At 60.5% G+C, this 16,127-nt stretch carries 15 protein-coding genes and 1 pseudogene; 8 read left to right on the top strand and 8 right to left on the bottom strand.

Features of this window, described 5'->3' with window-relative positions; all coding sequences use genetic code 11:
* Positions 1-144: 144 nt before the first annotated feature.
* The 3 genes from AC1DYF_RS17935 to AC1DYF_RS17925 all read right to left on the bottom strand — a co-directional run bounded on the left by AC1DYF_RS17935 (position 145) and on the right by AC1DYF_RS17925 (position 2,956).
* Complete coding sequence (locus AC1DYF_RS17935; RefSeq protein ID WP_477878107.1) at positions 145-498, bottom strand: cupin domain-containing protein; 354 nt, start codon at positions 496-498, stop codon at positions 145-147.
* Positions 499-523: 25 nt separating this feature from the next.
* Positions 524-1,918 (bottom strand): NAD(P)/FAD-dependent oxidoreductase, encoded by a 1,395-nt coding sequence (locus AC1DYF_RS17930; protein ID WP_477878106.1) that lies wholly within the window; start codon positions 1,916-1,918, stop codon positions 524-526.
* Positions 1,919-2,047: 129 nt separating this feature from the next.
* Positions 2,048-2,956 carry a hypothetical protein gene (locus AC1DYF_RS17925; protein ID WP_477878105.1) on the bottom strand — a complete coding sequence of 303 codons (909 nt, stop codon included), beginning with the start codon at positions 2,954-2,956 and terminating at the stop codon, positions 2,048-2,050.
* A 241-nt stretch (positions 2,957-3,197) separates the two neighbouring features.
* Between AC1DYF_RS17925 and AC1DYF_RS17920 the strand changes: the two are divergent.
* The 7 genes and pseudogenes from AC1DYF_RS17920 (at position 3,198) to AC1DYF_RS17890 (ending at position 10,913) form a co-directional block, all read left to right on the top strand.
* Positions 3,198-5,564, top strand: a pseudogene (locus AC1DYF_RS17920) (sensor domain-containing protein).
* Between the two features lie 319 nt (positions 5,565-5,883).
* Entirely contained in the window at positions 5,884-6,867 is a 984-nt protein-coding gene (locus tag AC1DYF_RS17915; RefSeq protein ID WP_477878104.1) for a phosphotransferase enzyme family protein, read from the top strand.
* 171 nt (positions 6,868-7,038) lie between these two features.
* Positions 7,039-7,434, top strand: a complete 396-nt coding sequence (gene speD, locus AC1DYF_RS17910; RefSeq protein WP_477878103.1) for an adenosylmethionine decarboxylase — start codon at positions 7,039-7,041, stop codon at positions 7,432-7,434.
* A gap of 89 nt (positions 7,435-7,523) precedes the next feature.
* Positions 7,524-8,375 (top strand): DUF350 domain-containing protein, encoded by an 852-nt coding sequence (locus AC1DYF_RS17905; protein ID WP_477878102.1) that lies wholly within the window; start codon positions 7,524-7,526, stop codon positions 8,373-8,375.
* 11 nt (positions 8,376-8,386) lie between these two features.
* On the top strand, positions 8,387-9,121 hold the full coding sequence (locus AC1DYF_RS17900; protein WP_477878101.1) for a hypothetical protein: 735 nt from the start codon (positions 8,387-8,389) through the stop codon (positions 9,119-9,121).
* Positions 9,118-9,354, top strand: coding sequence for a hypothetical protein (locus AC1DYF_RS17895; RefSeq protein ID WP_477878100.1), 237 nt, complete (start codon positions 9,118-9,120; stop codon positions 9,352-9,354). The genes AC1DYF_RS17900 and AC1DYF_RS17895 overlap by 4 nt, the downstream gene beginning before the upstream one ends.
* Positions 9,351-10,913, top strand: a complete 1,563-nt coding sequence (locus tag AC1DYF_RS17890) for a polyamine aminopropyltransferase (RefSeq protein ID WP_477878099.1) — start codon at positions 9,351-9,353, stop codon at positions 10,911-10,913. Before AC1DYF_RS17895 ends, AC1DYF_RS17890 begins: the two co-directional genes overlap by 4 nt.
* Before the next feature lie 25 nt (positions 10,914-10,938).
* Here AC1DYF_RS17890 and AC1DYF_RS17885 read toward each other — a convergent pair whose 3' ends face one another.
* The 3 genes from AC1DYF_RS17885 to AC1DYF_RS17875 form a co-directional block, all read right to left on the bottom strand.
* Positions 10,939-11,466: a GNAT family N-acetyltransferase gene (locus AC1DYF_RS17885; protein ID WP_477878098.1), complete on the bottom strand. Its 528-nt coding sequence runs from the start codon at positions 11,464-11,466 to the stop codon at positions 10,939-10,941.
* 517 nt (positions 11,467-11,983) lie between these two features.
* On the bottom strand, positions 11,984-13,144 hold the full coding sequence (locus tag AC1DYF_RS17880; protein WP_477878097.1) for an MFS transporter: 1,161 nt from the start codon (positions 13,142-13,144) through the stop codon (positions 11,984-11,986).
* 204 nt (positions 13,145-13,348) lie between these two features.
* Positions 13,349-13,549 (bottom strand): hypothetical protein, encoded by a 201-nt coding sequence (locus AC1DYF_RS17875; RefSeq protein WP_477878096.1) that lies wholly within the window; start codon positions 13,547-13,549, stop codon positions 13,349-13,351.
* A gap of 39 nt (positions 13,550-13,588) precedes the next feature.
* Here AC1DYF_RS17875 and AC1DYF_RS17870 point away from each other — a divergent pair, with 39 nt between their 5' ends.
* Positions 13,589-14,230: a glutathione S-transferase family protein gene (locus tag AC1DYF_RS17870; protein ID WP_477878095.1), complete on the top strand. Its 642-nt coding sequence runs from the start codon at positions 13,589-13,591 to the stop codon at positions 14,228-14,230.
* A 180-nt stretch (positions 14,231-14,410) separates the two neighbouring features.
* Here the strand turns inward: AC1DYF_RS17870 and AC1DYF_RS17865 are convergent, their stop codons facing one another.
* A complete protein-coding gene (locus AC1DYF_RS17865; RefSeq protein ID WP_477878094.1) occupies positions 14,411-15,424 on the bottom strand; it encodes a YeiH family protein in 1,014 nt (337 codons plus the stop codon).
* A gap of 188 nt (positions 15,425-15,612) precedes the next feature.
* Complete coding sequence (locus AC1DYF_RS17860; RefSeq protein WP_477878093.1) at positions 15,613-16,044, bottom strand: Lrp/AsnC family transcriptional regulator; 432 nt, start codon at positions 16,042-16,044, stop codon at positions 15,613-15,615.
* Between the last annotated feature and the right edge of the window lie 83 nt (positions 16,045-16,127).

Genomic DNA, 16,127 nt, shown 5'->3' with positions numbered 1-16,127 from the left:
CTTCGGAAGGCAAGGGTTTATTTCATCTAATGCGCGTCACCCACTCATGGGTTTGGGCAGCGCGCTTTGTCTGTTGTTTTACGCATGTGGTTATCCCGAAAGCCTGCCGCCACTTTTGACGACAGGTTGTCGTTTGCGCACCCGTCACACCGACTGCGTCATGTAGAGCTTGCGGGTCTTCTCATGGATCGTCCACTCGCCCTTCCAGCCGATCGGGAGCACGAGCACTTCGCCGGGAGCGACATCGCGCGTCCGGCCGTCAGTGTCGTGCAGCGATACCCTGCCGGAAACGATGTGGCAGATTTCGGAATTGGTCTCGCGGTTTGCGGTGAAGCGGCCGGGCGTGCATTCCCAGACGCCGACCTCGACACGGCCGTCCGGCGAGGTCCAGAGCGTCGCGGCGGCCTCCATCTGATCGCCTTCGATCGATGTGGGCTTGGGCTCGGCGGCTCCGAGGTCGATGTCGGCGAGATGGGCGAATGTGAGGAAAGGTATCATCAAAAGGTCCTTCAGATTGATGCGGTTAGTGTCCGGTGAGCCGGTCGGCGACGGCGGCAAGTTTTGACGTGTGGTCAAGGCCTGCCGCCTCGCGTTCGTCGGCGATGCGGTAGAGTTGGTACATGGAGTGGACGCCGAGCCATCTGAGCGGCTCCGGTTCCCATTTTTTGACCGCGTGGTTGACCCATGGCAGCGTCGCAAGCGGCGTGTCGAGGCCGAGGATCAGGTCTCTGAGCGTCCTGCCGGATAGGTTGGAGGTGGAGACGCCGAGGCCGACATAGCCGCCTGCCCATCCGATCCCGGTCTGCCGGTCGAGGCCGACCGTCGTGCACCAGTCGCGCGGCACGCCGAGCACGCCGCACCAGGCATGGTCGATCCTGAGGCTTTTGGTCTGCGGCAGCAGCCGGTAGAGGATGGCCTTGAGCTGTGCGATCGTCGCAGCCTGCGTCTGGCCACGGTCGTCGGTTTGGGAGCCGAAGCGATAGGGCACGCCGCGGCCGCCCATGGTGATCCGGCCCTCGCGGGTGCGCTGGGCGTAGCAATAGGCATGCGCCAAGTCGCCGAGCAGTTCATGGCCTTCCCAGCCGATCTCGCGCCAGAGGCTTCCCGGCAAGGGTTCGGTGACGATCTGGGCGGAGTTCAGTGGCAGCCATGTGTGCTTATGACCGGCAAGACCTGCGGTGAACCCTTCGGTGGCGCGGATGATGATTGGCGCGCGGACTGTGCCTTTGCTCGTCGTAACCTTGCCCTTTTCGATGCCGAGGACCTCCGTCCTTTCGTAGATCGGAACGCCCAGGCGCTCGACCACTGCCGCCAGTCCGCGCACCAGCTTGGCGGGCTGCACCCGGGCCATGCCGCGACTGACGAAACCGCCCTGGACATTACGGATGGCGATGCGTTTTGCGGTTTCGACGGCGTCGAGCAGCTCGACTTCCTCCGGCGGGATGTCCCAGGCGAGGTCGTCGCGATAGGCGGATTGCAGTCGGTCGAGCTGTGCCTTGTTGGTGGCGACCAGCAGGTTGTCGACGCGCCTGATGTCGGCATCGATGCCTTCCGCTGCCGCGACGGCGCAGACTTCATCGACCGTGCCGGCCATGGCGCGCTCCATGCGGATCACGTCGGCACGCGACGAGGTCCTGAGATATTTGGCCTTCGACCAGGAAAAGCCGCCGGACAGCCAGCCGCCATTGCGGCCGGAAGCGCCGAAGCCGGCGAATTCCCTCTCGACGATGACCACGCGGAGCGAGGGATCGCTCTTTCGGAGATAGTACGCGGTCCAGAGCCCGGTATAGCCCGCGCCGACGATGCAGACATCTGCGGTGATGTCACCCGGCAAGGGCGCCCGATAGCCCGGCAGACCGCCGATATCGGCATACCAGAAGGACACATTGCCGTTCACCGTCGCGCCGTCGTCCATCATCCGCCCCTCGGCCACAGTTCCCGCGAAAATCGCGCCTGCTTGATCGGACGCCGGACCCGTCGTCGTCAAGAGCGGTTAAGCCGGATTGCAACATGAGCGGCGATAGAAGCGGACAGCACTTGTAGAAGATCATGGCTTGTCCGTGCGCGAAGCCTCGATATGGGTGCTGGAAAGCGCACGAGCCAAGGCTGACAGATCGTCGAGCGTGTTGAACGCAATGCCGGCATCGGATGTCAATTCCAGCGAATAGGCACCTGTCGGGCGCGGGAAGTCGGCGACGAAATGTTTGAGAGCCGCCTTGCTGCCGTCGGATGCCTTGTCGGCGGGCAGGCCGCCGATGAAAGCGGTTGCCGCCGCCTTATAGCCGTCGATCAGCGGCACCGGATCGGCGTCCGACGTCAGCATGCCGATCAGGGGGATCGCGGCAAACGAGGTGAAAAGACGGCCATTGTCCAGCGTCACCGTCAGCCTGTCGAGCTTGCCGGGGACCGTGTCGGGGCCGCCGGTCAGCGCCGGATCGAAATCGAAATCCGAAACGTGGCCCGCCAGGCGGACACCGCCATTGCGGCCGACGGTGACGCTGAAGTCGGCCAGGTCGACCGTCCGCGCCTTTTGATCCCATCTGTAGTTCAGATGGATGGTCATCGGGTCGGATTGCATTTCGATGATGTAGCCCGTGAGGCGGCTGCCGACTTCGGGCGAGACCTTGAAGCCGGTGAGCGTCAGGTCCAACTGTGCCGGCGGTGTTTCGTGGGCGATCGCGTCGAACAGTCCGGGCGCGACGAGCGTGGCCTCATCGATGCGGTAGCGATTGCGGGGCGAGAATTTCGCGTAGAAATGCCTGAGCCGGCAGCCATCGGGAATGTCGTCTATCGTGGTTTTTTCATTGGCCTCGACGATGCCCAGGCTGTTCACCCATGTCCGGCAGTCCTTGAACGACGCGTCTTTCTGATCGCTCGATAGCGCCAATGACGGCATCAGGAGCAGGCAAGCGAGAACAGCGAAACGGCTGGCGAAATGCAACGAAGCCTCCTTCATGTCGGTGACGCCTGAGGACGCCAGACAAGAGGGGCGACAATATGGCCGTCGGCTATCGGAAATCCCGCGCTTCACCTCCAGCGCGTCCTTGGGCAAATCAGGGCTTCCTCCACGGCCGTGATCCAATGGGCCGGCGTTTCGCCGGCAACGTCCGGGCTGCATCCGTCGCGAGGCCGCAAGCGGCTCGCATTCGCCTGCTAATATAGCTAACCCTTTAGTTTTAACTGCATTTTAGTAACCCATGGAAATAATCAGACGACCGGTACCTGACCTCGACAGTGGAGAAATCGATTTGACCGCAAAAAACTCGGTAAAATCGGCAATCATACGGGATCAGCGATCCGACAGCGCCGATGTCGATCAGCTCAAGCGCGCCATCGAGCGCCTTCCCCTTGGGCAAGACAACAGCTCCGGCCGCCATGACTGGCTGGAAGGAATGATCGATCAGATTCCCGACTATATCTATGCAAAGAATCTCGAGGGGCGATTTCTCTTCGCCAACAAAGCCGTCGTCGTCGACAACAATCTGACGAGCCTGGCCGAGCTTCTCGGCAAGACCGAATTCGATCTGCACCCGTTCGAGGCGGCATCGGCGATCGAAGCCGTCGAACGAAAGGTTATCGACACCGGAGAGCCCGATCTTGGGATCGAGGAAGTGTCCTTGATCCGCAACGGTGACCGCTGGCTGATGATGTCACGCCTGCCGCTTCGTGATGCCAATGGCAACATTATCGGCGTGTTGGGCATGTCCCGGGATATATCAGCCCGCAAGCAGGCGGAACGTCTCATTCAGGCTCAGGCGCGACTGCTGGAGCTTGTTGCGAAAGGCATGCCGCTCACCGAATTCCTGGCCGAGTTGACCTCGATGATCGAGGCACAGGTCCCGGGCATGTCTGGCTGCGTCATGCTGGTTGCCGAGGACCGGGGGCATCTGACATTCGGCGCGGGGCCTTCGCTGCCTGCAGGCTTTTGCCGGCTTTGCGCCCGGGTGGAGATTGGACCCGATGTCGGAGGGTGCGGGGCGTCGGTCTGGTTCGACAGACCCGTCATCGCCGCAGATATGGACTCGGATCCGGCATGGAGAAATTGCAATTCGGACATCGCTGCATTTGATTTCAAGTCGTGCTGGGCGACGCCCATCCATTCATCGCAAGGCGATGTGCTTGGCACATTTGCGCTTTACGCCACGGAGAGGCGCGCTCCCACCGAGCAGCATGAGAAACTGATCGCTATTGCGGCACACCTTGCCGGCATCGCCATCGAGCGCCGGCGCACGGAAGACCGGATCAACTTTCTCGCGCTGCATGACACACTGACGGAATTACCCAACAGACTGCTCATGGACACAGAGCTCGAGAACAGCCTTGCCAGGGCGCGTAATGCCAGGCAGCGCGTCGCCGTCGCTTTCATCGATGTCGACAATTTCAAGCTCGTCAATGACAGCCTGGGGCATGCCGCTGGCGATGAACTGCTCAAGGTCATGGCGTCGCGTCTGCAGACCGTTCTCGGCAAGGACGGAACGGTCGGTCGCGTCGGTGGCGATGAGTTCGTCGTCATTCTGAATGTGCTTCAAGAAGAAAAAGACAGGCTGACGGCGAGGTTCGAAGGCATTCGCGGCGTGATCGCCCAGCCCATCGCCCTCGGCGGCAAGCAACTGGGCGTTACCTGCAGCATGGGTGTCTCATGCTATCCCGAGCACGGCGAAACCCGGTCCGAACTTCTCGCCAATGCCGACACTGCCATGTACCGCGCCAAGGAGGCCGGGCGCGACAATCTACAGCTCTTCTCGTTCGAAATGGCCGAAAGCGTCCGCCAGAAACTCGCACTGACCGAAGAGCTGTACAAGGCTTTGCGGGAAGATGAATTCGTCCTGCACTTCCAGCCGCAGCGCAATCTCGGCAGCGGTGAGATCTTCGGCGCCGAAGCGTTGCTGCGATGGAACCATCCGGTCCGCGGCTTGATACCGCCGTCGACCTTCATCCCGCTGGCGGAAGAGACCGGGCTGATCGTTCCGCTCGGCGCCTGGGTGTTGCGCGAGGCCTGCCGGCAGGCCAGATCGTGGCAGGACGAGGGCCTGCCTGCCCTGGTCGTGAGCGTCAATGTCTCGGCACGACAATTCCAGGAAAAGGACCTGGCCTCGGACGTCGCCCATGTGCTCGAAGACGCGGGCCTCGATGCGCGCTATCTCGAACTGGAAGTGACCGAGAGCCTGATCATGCAGGACCTGCCGCTCGCCATTGCCAAGATGCGCGAAATCTCCGACCTCGGCGTGGCGCTGTCGATCGATGATTTCGGCACCGGCTATTAAAGCCTGAGCGTTTTGAAGAGCTTTCCGGTCTCGCGGCTGAAAATCGACCGTTCCTTCCTCACCGACGTGCCCGGCGATGCCAGCAACATGACGCTGTCGATGGCGATGATTTCGCTGGCTGAAAAGCTCGGCCTGGACGTCATCGCCGAAGGCGTCGAAACCAGCGAACAGGCGGYGTTTCTGATGGAGTGCGGCTGCCAGAAAATCCAGGGCTACCTCGTCGGCAAGCCGATGCCGGCGGCGCAATTCAGCGATTTCATGCGGCGCGCCCAGCCGGTCTTCGGTAGCGGCCAAAAATAAGGTCTCTCCTCACGACCGTTGAAAAGTCGAGGCGGCCCCCGCGACGAGGCAGCGTTGCGCCGATTGCAGCCGTTGCAGCCGCGGTAGAACCGACTATTTTCCAAAATCGCAAAACCGGCTACGAAACGCTTAGAGCGCTTTGCGTTCTGATAGAATCAGAACCGCGCTCAAAGCCTTTGTTTGAGCATGTCGTTGTCCTGAAACCGGTGTCCACTTTCAGGCGACATGCTCTCGTCTTTTGTTTGTCACAGGTTCTCGTTGGAAAACCGTGGGACACTTTTCCGGAACCTGCCTCGCGAGGCTCTTACGGAGCACTGACATGCTTGATTTCGATCCACTGTACGCGACCTCGCAGATTGAGGCGATCGAACGGTTCATCAACAAGCATTATGCGCTCGCAGGGCCGGTCTCCTGCCGAATGCTTCAACGCGGCTTCAACGATGTCTATCTCGCGACGGGAAAAGACGGCGAGCGCTATGTGTTTCGGCTTTCCCATCGCCGTGCTCGCGGTCCTGCCGACGTCAAAACCGAAACGGCATTTCTGTTGCATCTTTCGCAATCGGGAGTTCCGGTCGCCGCCCCCATCCCAACACGCGATGGTGCCTTCTTCCTTCACGGTCATGCGCCGGAGGGTGCCCGTTCGGCGGTGCTGTTCCATGCAATCGATGGCCGCGAGCCGGATGCGACGGACGCCGGCGATGCCCAGGCCAACGGCAAAACGCTTGCACTCCTGCACAGGGCAGCCGAGACATTTTCTTCCGACGGCGCATTTTATCGGCTTGACCTCGAACATCTGCTGCACCGGCCCCTCGCGCGCATTCGCGACAGCGGACTTGTCGAAAACGGGACAGTCTTCGGCGATCTTGAGAGCATCGCTCTACGAACCGGAAAAGCAATCGAAGCATTTGGCGACCTGACCTGGACGCATTGTCATGGAGATTGTCACGGCTTCAATGCGCGTATCAACGACGCCGGTGAAGCTGTCTTTTTCGACTTCGACGACGGAGGTCCGGGATATCTGGCCTATGACCTGTCGGTATTCCTGTGGGCGCAAATATCCTTCGGCCGGAAATCGACCCCCATGTGGGACGCCTTTGTCGATGGATATCGGGCCGTCCGGCCGATCACTGCAGAAGATTTCGAAGCTGCCCACCGGTTTGTGATCGTCCGCCACTTCTGGCTGATGGGCGAATATGCGGGCCGAATGCAGGAGTGGGGAAGCAACGCCGTCGATTGGATCGCGCGGGAGGCGAATTTTCTCGGGAAATGGGAGGACTGGCAGTTTTCCGATCGTCTGTTCTGAATTCATCCCATGGGAACCGCTCTTCGATTATCGTCATCAAAGCGACGCTGCGAAAAATCTGGAGACGGCGATTGTTTGAGCATCGCACTTTTGCGAACCATGAGGCCTGACTATACCTCTGGATTGCGACCGGTCGACGGTGCTTGATTCTCAATGACTGGATAAGACTTGATGCCTGGCGAAGCGGCTGATTTTGACATAGCCAAAGAGGGCGCCAACGAGGCCGTCAATCCCTACGCGCCCGGGCTGCATGTGCTGCTCGACCTCTTCGATGCGCGAGGCCTTACGGATCCGGCGCTGATCGAAGCGGCTCTCCTGGCGGCTGCCCGGTCGTGTGGCGCATCCGTGATCGATATACGACTTCATCAGTTCGGCGAAGCGGGTGGCATCACCGGCGTCGCCTTGCTGGCCGAGTCCCATATCAGCATCCACACATGGCCGGAGACCGGCTTTGCGGCGATCGATATCTTCATGTGCGGAGCCTGCGACGCACGCCTTGCGGTCGAGCCATTGAAAGCCCATTTCTCGCCGGTCCGCATCGCGGTAAAGACGATCGCTCGAGGCTGACCGCGCAGCAAGGCTGTTGCAATCTCTTCTGTGATGCGGGAAAAATCACCTTAGAGCTCTTCCGTCACCCCCGAAACCACGAGCAGAGAATGGATTTCAAAGCCATCGGCCTGGATGATGTGATCAAGGCGCTGGCCTTCATCATCCTGTATTTGTTCCTCTTCCTGCTGGCCAAGTGGTTCAAGAGCCTGTCGATTTCCTACAAGCTCAACGATGAACTGGCCGAGCGCGACAATCCGGCCATCGGGCTTGCCATGGCCGGTTATTATCTTGCCACGGCGGCGATCTTCGTCGGCGCCCTGATCGGCCCATCGCAGGGGCTGATGCATGATCTGATGGTTGTCGGCGGTTATTCCCTGCTTGGCCTGGTTTTTCTCAATCTGGCGCGCTGGTTCAACGATATCGCCATTCTCCGCCGGTTCAGCGACACCGAACAATTGGTACGGGAGAGGAATGTCGGCGTCGGCGCGGTGCATTTCGGCGCCTATCTCGCCACCGGCCTTGTCGCCGCCGGGGCGATTTCCGGCGAGGGCGGCGGCGTGCTCTCCGCGGTCGTCTTCTTCGTGCTCGGCCAGCTGTCGCTGCTCTTCTTCAGCCTGATCTACGAGAGGTTTTCCAGCTACGACATACATGCCGAACTGATGCAGCAAAACCTCGCCGCCGGCATTGCCTTCGGCGGCAATCTGGTCGCCCTGTCGATCCTGATCACCAATGCCGCGGCCGGCAATTTCACCGACTGGAAGAAGGATCTGACGCAGTTCTTCGTCGCCGACCTCATTGCCTTCGTCGCCCTGCCGCTGATCCGGCTCGCGATAGACAGGATGATCATCCCGGGCAAATCGCTCGGCCGCGAGATCCGCGAGGACCGTAATGTCGGCGCCGGCATTCTCGAAGCCACGACAGCCATCGCCTTCGCTGTCGTGCTGGCCTTCCTGATCTGAAGCCGATGACGATGAGCAAACCAAGCTTCGGCCGAAAAGCACAGAATGCGGATCCGCCGCAGCCCGATCCGCAGCCGCCCGGTCCTCCCTCGCGCGAAAGCGTGGACTATACCAAGGTGGCCTATGTGTTCATCGCCTTCGGGTTGCTCAGCCTGCTGACCGCTTTCGTGCTGAGCTTCGATGCGGAATCCGTCTTCCACAGCAATGTCACACGCCAGGAGGCTCCTTCCCGGCCGGGCGACATCGTGGCCGGCAAGTCGGACACGCCGGCCAGCGACGACGATGCCGTCGAGCCCGGCGAACAATATCCGATGCTGAGCTATGCCATTGTCGGCCCGATCGAGGTCACCAGCGACGGCCAGGTTCTGCAGGTCGGCATCGATGCCAGCCTGCCGGTCAACAGCTGGAATTTCGTCGAGGGCGAGGTTCTGGACGCCAACAAAGGCTATCTGTTTTCCTTCGGCAAGGAACTCTGGCACGAGGACGGTACCGACGAGGACGGCTACTGGAACGAAGCCGACAGAAGCTACCAGATGAAGATCACAATTCCGGTGAAGGGCATTTATTACCTCAACATCAAGACGGAAGGCGACAAGACGCCCGACGAGATCTATGTCACCATCGACCGCGCGGTCGGAAGCAGCATACCACATATGATCTTCGGCATCCTGACGCTGGCGATCGGGCTGATCGCCAACGAGATCCTCAACCGCACGCTGACGAGCGTCGTCAGGAGGTTCCTGTGAACCGGGCGACACGCAATGCCGTGCAGATCACCGCCGTCATTCTCGGCGTGATCTATCTGCTGCTGTTCATGCCCGCCGCCAATGGCTACGGCTATTCCGGCTATCACGGCTTCAACACCCGCGCCTCGCGCTGGTATTGGAGCGGCGTCGAGGAATATCACGAGCGCAGCAGCCGCGCCGAGAGCATCAATGGCCCCAACCTCCTCGGCGGCGGCCCGGAAAGTGGCAAGTGAGCAGTCCGATCGAAACCGAAACCGACGACACAATGTCATCCGGCACGAGCCGGCGGGCGCTCACCCTGATCTTTTCGGCCTTCGTCTCGGGTCTGTGCTCGATCATCTACGAACTGCTGATCGCCACGACCGCCGCCTATTTTCTCGGCGACAGCGTCATGTATTTTTCGCTGACCATCGGCATCTACATGGCGTCGATGGGCGCGGGCACGTTCCTGTCGAAATATGTCGACCGCGACCTGCTGGCCCGTTTCGTTCGCATCGAACTGGCGCTGGCGGCACTTGGCGGCCTCAGCATCCCGGCGCTCTATTTCGCCTATGCCTGGACCGGATACTTCCTGCATGTCTATCTGTTTTTCACCATCGCCATCGGCGTGCTGATCGGGCTGGAAATCCCGTTCCTCACACGCCTGATGGAGCGCTACAATCCGCTCAAGGTGAATATCGCCAACATCCTGTCCTTCGATTATTTCGGCGCGCTGGTGGCGACCCTTGCCTTTCCGTTCCTGCTGCTGCCGGTGTTCGGCGTCTACCAGTCGTCACTGCTGTTCGGCTTCGCCAACATGTCGATCGGCTTTGCCGTGCTGCACACCTTTCGCGACGAGATCGGCAGTCCGGCGCGTCGGCTGACACGGATCACCATTCTGCTCACCGTCATGCTGGCGGCGATGATCGCGCTGTCGCATTATTTCCTCGAACATTGGGACCAGAGCCTCTACGAGGACCGCATCGTCTACAGCACGCAGACGCGCTATCAGCGGATCGTGGTGACGCGGGATCGCGAAGACGTGCGGCTCTATCTCGACGGCAATCTGCAATTCTCGTCGGTCGACGAATATCGCTATCATGAATCGCTCATCCATATTCCGATCTCACTCGACCCGACGCCGCCGAAGCGTGTGCTGCTGCTCGGCGCCGGCGATGGGCTCGCCGTGCGGGAATTGCTGAAATACAAGGATATCAGTGAGATCACGCTGGTCGATCTCGATCCCAAAATGATCGAACTCGCCAGGACCAATCCCTATTTCACTGCGCTCAATCGCAACAGCCTGGCATCACCGAAAGTAAAGGTGATCCTGGACGACGCCTTCGTCTTCCTGCAGTCCAGCCAGGTACGCTTCGACCTGATCGTCGCCGATCTGCCGGATCCCAACAACAATGCGCTGACGCGGCTCTATAGCGAGCAGTTCTACCACCTGGCGCATGATCGTCTGTCGCCCGGTGGATTGTTCGTCACCCAGGCGACGAGCCCGTTTTTCGCGCCCCGGGCCTTCTGGAGCATCGCCAAGACGGTCGAGAAAGCCGGCTTCGGCAACATCTACCCCTACCATACCAACGTGCCGTCATTCGGCGAATGGGGCTTCGTGCTGGCCAGCGATGCGAAGCTCAACATGGCCCGGCCGCGGTTGACGGTCGAAACGCGCTATCTGACCGAAGCCAACATAATCAAACATTTCGAATTCGACAAAGACACGATAGCGGGGGATGTCGAGGTCAATACCCTCGACCGGCCGGTGCTGCTCGATTACTATCTCAAGGGGTGGCAATATTACAGATGAACCCGGTCGCCTAGCCGGTCCATGTTCAGGGATCGAGAAAGCGCATCATATAGACGGACGACTTGAACTCTCCCCAGGGGTCGACGAAGTGCATGGGCACCACGCCGATTTCCTGCCAGCCGAGGCGGCGGTACAGGCGCTCGCCCGCGCCGCCCTGCACGGTGTCGAGGAGCAGCAGCGTGCGCCCGTGCTTCCGCGCCTCGCTCTCGACGGTCTTCATCAGTGCCTCGCCGATGCCGTGGTTCCTGAAGTCCCGGTGGACGAGCAGCTTGTAGACCTCGCCCCGGTGTGGCGCATTCGGCTCGGGCGACAGATAGAGCTGGACCGTCCCGGCGATCTGGCCGCCGACGATCGCGCAGATCAGAAGGCGCTCGCCCGCGCCGGCCGATGCAATGACATCGTTCCAATAGGTTTCGACCGATCCCCGGTCGATGGGAAGGACATGGCCAATCAAAGCGCCGCCTTCGACACTGTCGACGAGGATGTCGGCGAAGCGCGACAGATGTGGTGCAGCCCTGTTGGCGTCGAGGATGTCGATGTCGATTGAGGGCATGCTTTGTCGCCTCTGCTGCTGCGGCCGGATTGTTCGCACGAATGCGCCCCGAAATGAAGCCTTCCGCGCGTATCGGCAACGACCGCCCGGGGCCAAAAGCAGTCCAGGCCTTCAGGCTCCTTTGCGTCAAAGCCGACGCAACAACGATGGCGCCGCGCGGCCGAGGAAACGGCTCGCCCATCGTCGCCGCCTCTTGAAACGGAGCCCGGCGCGACCTAGCTCGGGTCCATGCCAATCAGAGGAAGTCTCAGGATGAGTTCGAATTTCAGACGATGGTTTACATATGCAGTGCTGGCGCTGGTGGGGGTCTCCATCATCGCGTCCGACCTGCTCCTGGTTGCCGAGTGACGTCCAGGCGTGGCCAACTGGGGCGCGCTCACGCCGGACGCCGGCATCGGTGAGTGACACCGCCGGACACGACCCCACAGCAATTTTGCCGCCAGCTTCGAATAGGACACGCGCCGTCGCTGCTCGAAAATTCAGGCCTCGCGCTTATCGACGTCGCAATTCCCACCGGTTACCTCTTGAGCGATGCGATAGCGATCATCACGGTGACGGATACCATCATGCCAGCACCGAGCGTAAGCGCGACCGGCAGCGACGCCAAGGTCAGCATTGCGCTTGCGATGATAACGCCTGTCGCTTCTGCGGATCGTTGCAGCGCGAATATGTCGGGGTGCTTGTGAGCGGGCACCAATGTCTCCAGAACAAGCCCGCAATAGGTTGCCAGGGGAGCCAGCATCAATCCGACCAGGACCGTCCCGACAATGGCCGTCGCGATCGATAGCTGCAGTGCGATAAGAGCCGAACCAAGCATCATGATCGCGAGTTGCACCAGCGCATTGCTCCGCTTCGCCATGCGATTTCTGACGCTGACCCAAATTCCCCCCGTGACCGAGGCAAGGCACAGCGGCACCGTGAAAAGAACGGCGAAGCCTGGTCGGTATCCGAATTTCAGCGCCAACGCCACGGCACCGATTTCGATAGCGGCAACGGCCGCGGCACCTGCCAGGTCGTATAGAAGCCACATCGCGATCGCGGGGCTGATGACCGATCCTTCGGCATGGCGCATGTCCTCAACCGCGGCTGAGCGGGTGTTCGGAGCCAAGAGCGCGGGCAAGGCACCGAGAAGTGTGAGAGCGACAATGGCAAAGACCGGGGAAACAGTGCCCAGGCCGGACGCCATGACCGGTGCCACGACGTAGGTCATCTCGTTCAGCGTGGTCGCAATACCGAGTGCCCGGGGCAGTTGGGAAGCAGGACTTATATGGTTCAGGAGTGACCGCAGGTAGCCATATGCGGCCGCATTGACCAGTCCTGCGATCGCCGCGAGCGGAATCAACCAAATGAAGCGTGCCTCGCAATATGCGGAGAGCGCAATGGAGGCGAGAGCCAGGGTCCGAACGGCCACCAACAGCCTCAGATAGGTCGCCGCAGCCAGTTTCTTGCCGAGCCGCGTCAACGGGGCCGCGCCAACCACTTGCGCCAGTGTCATTGCAAGAATGATTGCGGCGCCGCCGCTGGCATCTCTGGTCAGGCTCAAGGCAACGAGCGAGAACGCCACCGGTCCAGCAGCCTGCGGCACATTCATGGTGGCCAATGAAAGCAGCCACCTGCCCAGCAACCACCGACCGGAGGCGTGATCGCGGTCGAGAGCGTCCGTCGATTTGTAAGCCATGAACCGGCCCTCTTGGGGCCGGGCCGTTCCCGGGCATTCTCGCCCCACAATGGGATGAGTTCGTTAACTCACGCGGCCAATTTATCGCCGCGGGCCGTCCTGTCAATGCATGAGGCCGATAGATTCAACTCCCGGTTCCATAAGGGCACGCTTCGGGTCTCGCCTTGCCTCGACGTAAAATGCGAGCCGCAGCGTCTGCGCGCTTCACTCTATTGCAGCGATCCATTCCTTGAATGCGAGGTTCGCTTTCGCACCGATGGTCGTCAAAGGCTGCGGCGGCAGGGATTTCGGCGCGTCGTAGGTCGAGAACGTCTCGGTGAGCGCTGTCCAAGCCTGTTTTCGGTCCGTCGTGCCGCTCCCGGCCGTCAATATTTTTCCACTCATGTCGAAAAGCGGGTGCGTCATACGACTATCATTTATAAACCGCATCGGAGGACAAATCACATGAAGTTGTATTTCAGCCGAAACCCCAACCCGCGTCTTGCCGTCGCCGTGGCGCGATTTCTCGACATGAAGATCGAATTCGAGTTCGCCTCGCCCCAGGCCTCCGGCCAGGCCGAGCGGTTCCGGGCGCTCAATCCCAACCTGCTTCTGCCGATCCTCGAACATTCCGGGGGCACCCTTTGGGAGGCCGATGCGATTGCCTGTTGGCTTTCCCGGCGCGCCGGCTCGACCCTATGGAGGAGGGATGACGACGAGCCGGATATGATCCGCTGGATCAGCTGGGGCAAGGACAATTTCGTCAAGGCCTGCGACATCGTGCATTGGGAGCGCGGCACCAAACTGCGATATGGCATTGGCTCGTGCGACGACACGATGGTCGAGGAGGGCCTGAGGCAGTTTCACAGGGCGGCGAGCCTGCTTGAGAATGCGCTTTCGGATCGCCGTTGGCTGCTGGGGGAAACGATCTCGTTTGCCGATCTGCGCATGGCGACGTTCCTGCCTTTCAACGACGCTGCCCGCATGCCGATCGAGGACTATCCGGCGTTGAAGCGCTGGGCCGATCAATTGGATCTGATCGAAGCCTGGGCCGATCCTTTTCGGGGACTGGAGGCACCCAAATTGCCGCCTGTCCCCTCTTCGTGAGGGAACTGCAGGGCAGTTGCTGAAGGCTGTTCCGATATTCTGACGAAGGCTATGGCCTCTCGCCCGAAAGCGGCCTTCGGTTGTGGAACAATGATATGCGCAGGAACAAGAGACGAGGCGCTACGGTGATGGAACCGAATGCGATGTTGATGCGGGGCAGGACGCCAGAGATTTGCAGTCCTATTGCGCGTGCAGGATCGCCAGGCCCAGGAAGGCGAAGCTCCCCAGGGCGGTCAGGGACAGCACGCCGGCCAGAAGCACCCGGCCGCCGGAGGCGAAGACGGTGCGCATGTTGACCGAAAGGCCGAGTGCGGCCATCGAGACCGTGGTCAGCAAGGCCGAACCGGCCTTGGCGGTGTCGACCATTGTTACGGGAACGAGGCCGAAGCTGCGCAGGCACATCATGGCGAAGAAGCCGATGATGAACCATGGTACCAGGCGCGCAAAGGCGATGCCGCCCGCCTGCGTTCCGCTCCTGCCGTCCTTCAGCCGCAGCGCCAGCACGACGGGACCGAGCATCAGGACCCGCATCAGCTTCACCAAGGTGCCGATCTGCACGCTCGCCACGCCGATCGGCGCGGTAGCGGCCAACACTTGCGGCACGGCATAGACGGTCATGCCGGCGAAGACGCCATATTGCCATTGGCTGAGATGGAACAGCGGGAAGAGCGGCGGCAGGAGAAGGACGACGACGATGCCGAGTGCCGCGGTAAAGGCGATCGAAGCTGCGACATCGTCCGACTTGGCACCGATGACCGGAGCAGCGGCGACGATGGCCGAATTGCCGCAGATCGAATTTCCGCACGCCACCAGGGTTGCCAACTGGTCGTCGAGACCAAGCAGGCGGCAGATGCCGTAACTCGTCATCAGGGAGGCGACCACCGTTGCGACCACGATCGCCACCATTTCGGTGCCTGCGTCGGAAATGGTGGTGACGCTCACGGACGCGCCGAGCAGCACGATCGCCAGTTCAAGGACGAATTTCGCTGAGAAATCAACGCCCGGCTTCAGCCAGGAAGGCAATCCGAAGACGGTGTGGAACACGGTGCCGAGGACGATGGCAAAGACCAGGCCGTCGAGCAGTTCGAAGCCGAAGACGCTTTTCTCCGCGGCGACCAGGACATGCGCCAGCAGGGTGATCGCGACAGCGGCCACGACGCCAGGACAGATTTTTAAGAATTGACGAATTGGCAACTCGAATATCCCACACATTCGATTGATTGCAGGATATTATTTCTATATGTTCTTATCCATCGAATAAAACATGATGTTTCATTCGATTTTGTCGAACGATAGGTGCGGACAGGCGATCTGACCGCCGTCCCCTGTCCTGATTATTGGAAAGGGACGAAGGTGCCCGGAGCACCGTGTCAAAAGCGGGTTTATCTCGAAATACGCGTCGATAGAATGATCGATGTGAGAGTGCGCTCGACTCCAGCCAGCTCCCCGATGCGATCGATCACCCTATCAAGCTCGGTGACATCAGGCGCGGTGACGATCGCGATCAGATCATAAGGGCCGTTGACCGAATAGAGCAGCTCGACTTCCTCGATGGCCGAAAGCTCCTCCGTGACCGAGACCAGGGCCTTGGGAGCAATCGTGATCAGGATATGCGCCCGCAAAAGCGTCGACAGATGGCGCTCGGAAAGGCGGACACCGTATCCGGCTATGGTGCCGTTTTGCTCGAGGCGTTCCAAACGGGTCTGAACCGTCGTCCGCGAAAGGCCGAGACGCTTTGCTATTGTCGCAAGCGGCGTCCGCGCATTCGCTCCCAATATGGCGAGAAGTTCGCGATCTTTGCTCGATATGGTCACTTCGTCGAAATGCTCCGTCAGTTTGTATGAAATCTAGCGTCATTTTGCAAAAAGTATAGCTATAAACTGATTAGCCAGAGCTT

The sequence above is a fragment of the Rhizobium sp. P2_G9 genome, from assembly GCF_056403475.1.
Note: the sequence above shows the minus strand (reverse complement) of the source record. Positions and strands in the feature narration are given on the sequence as shown.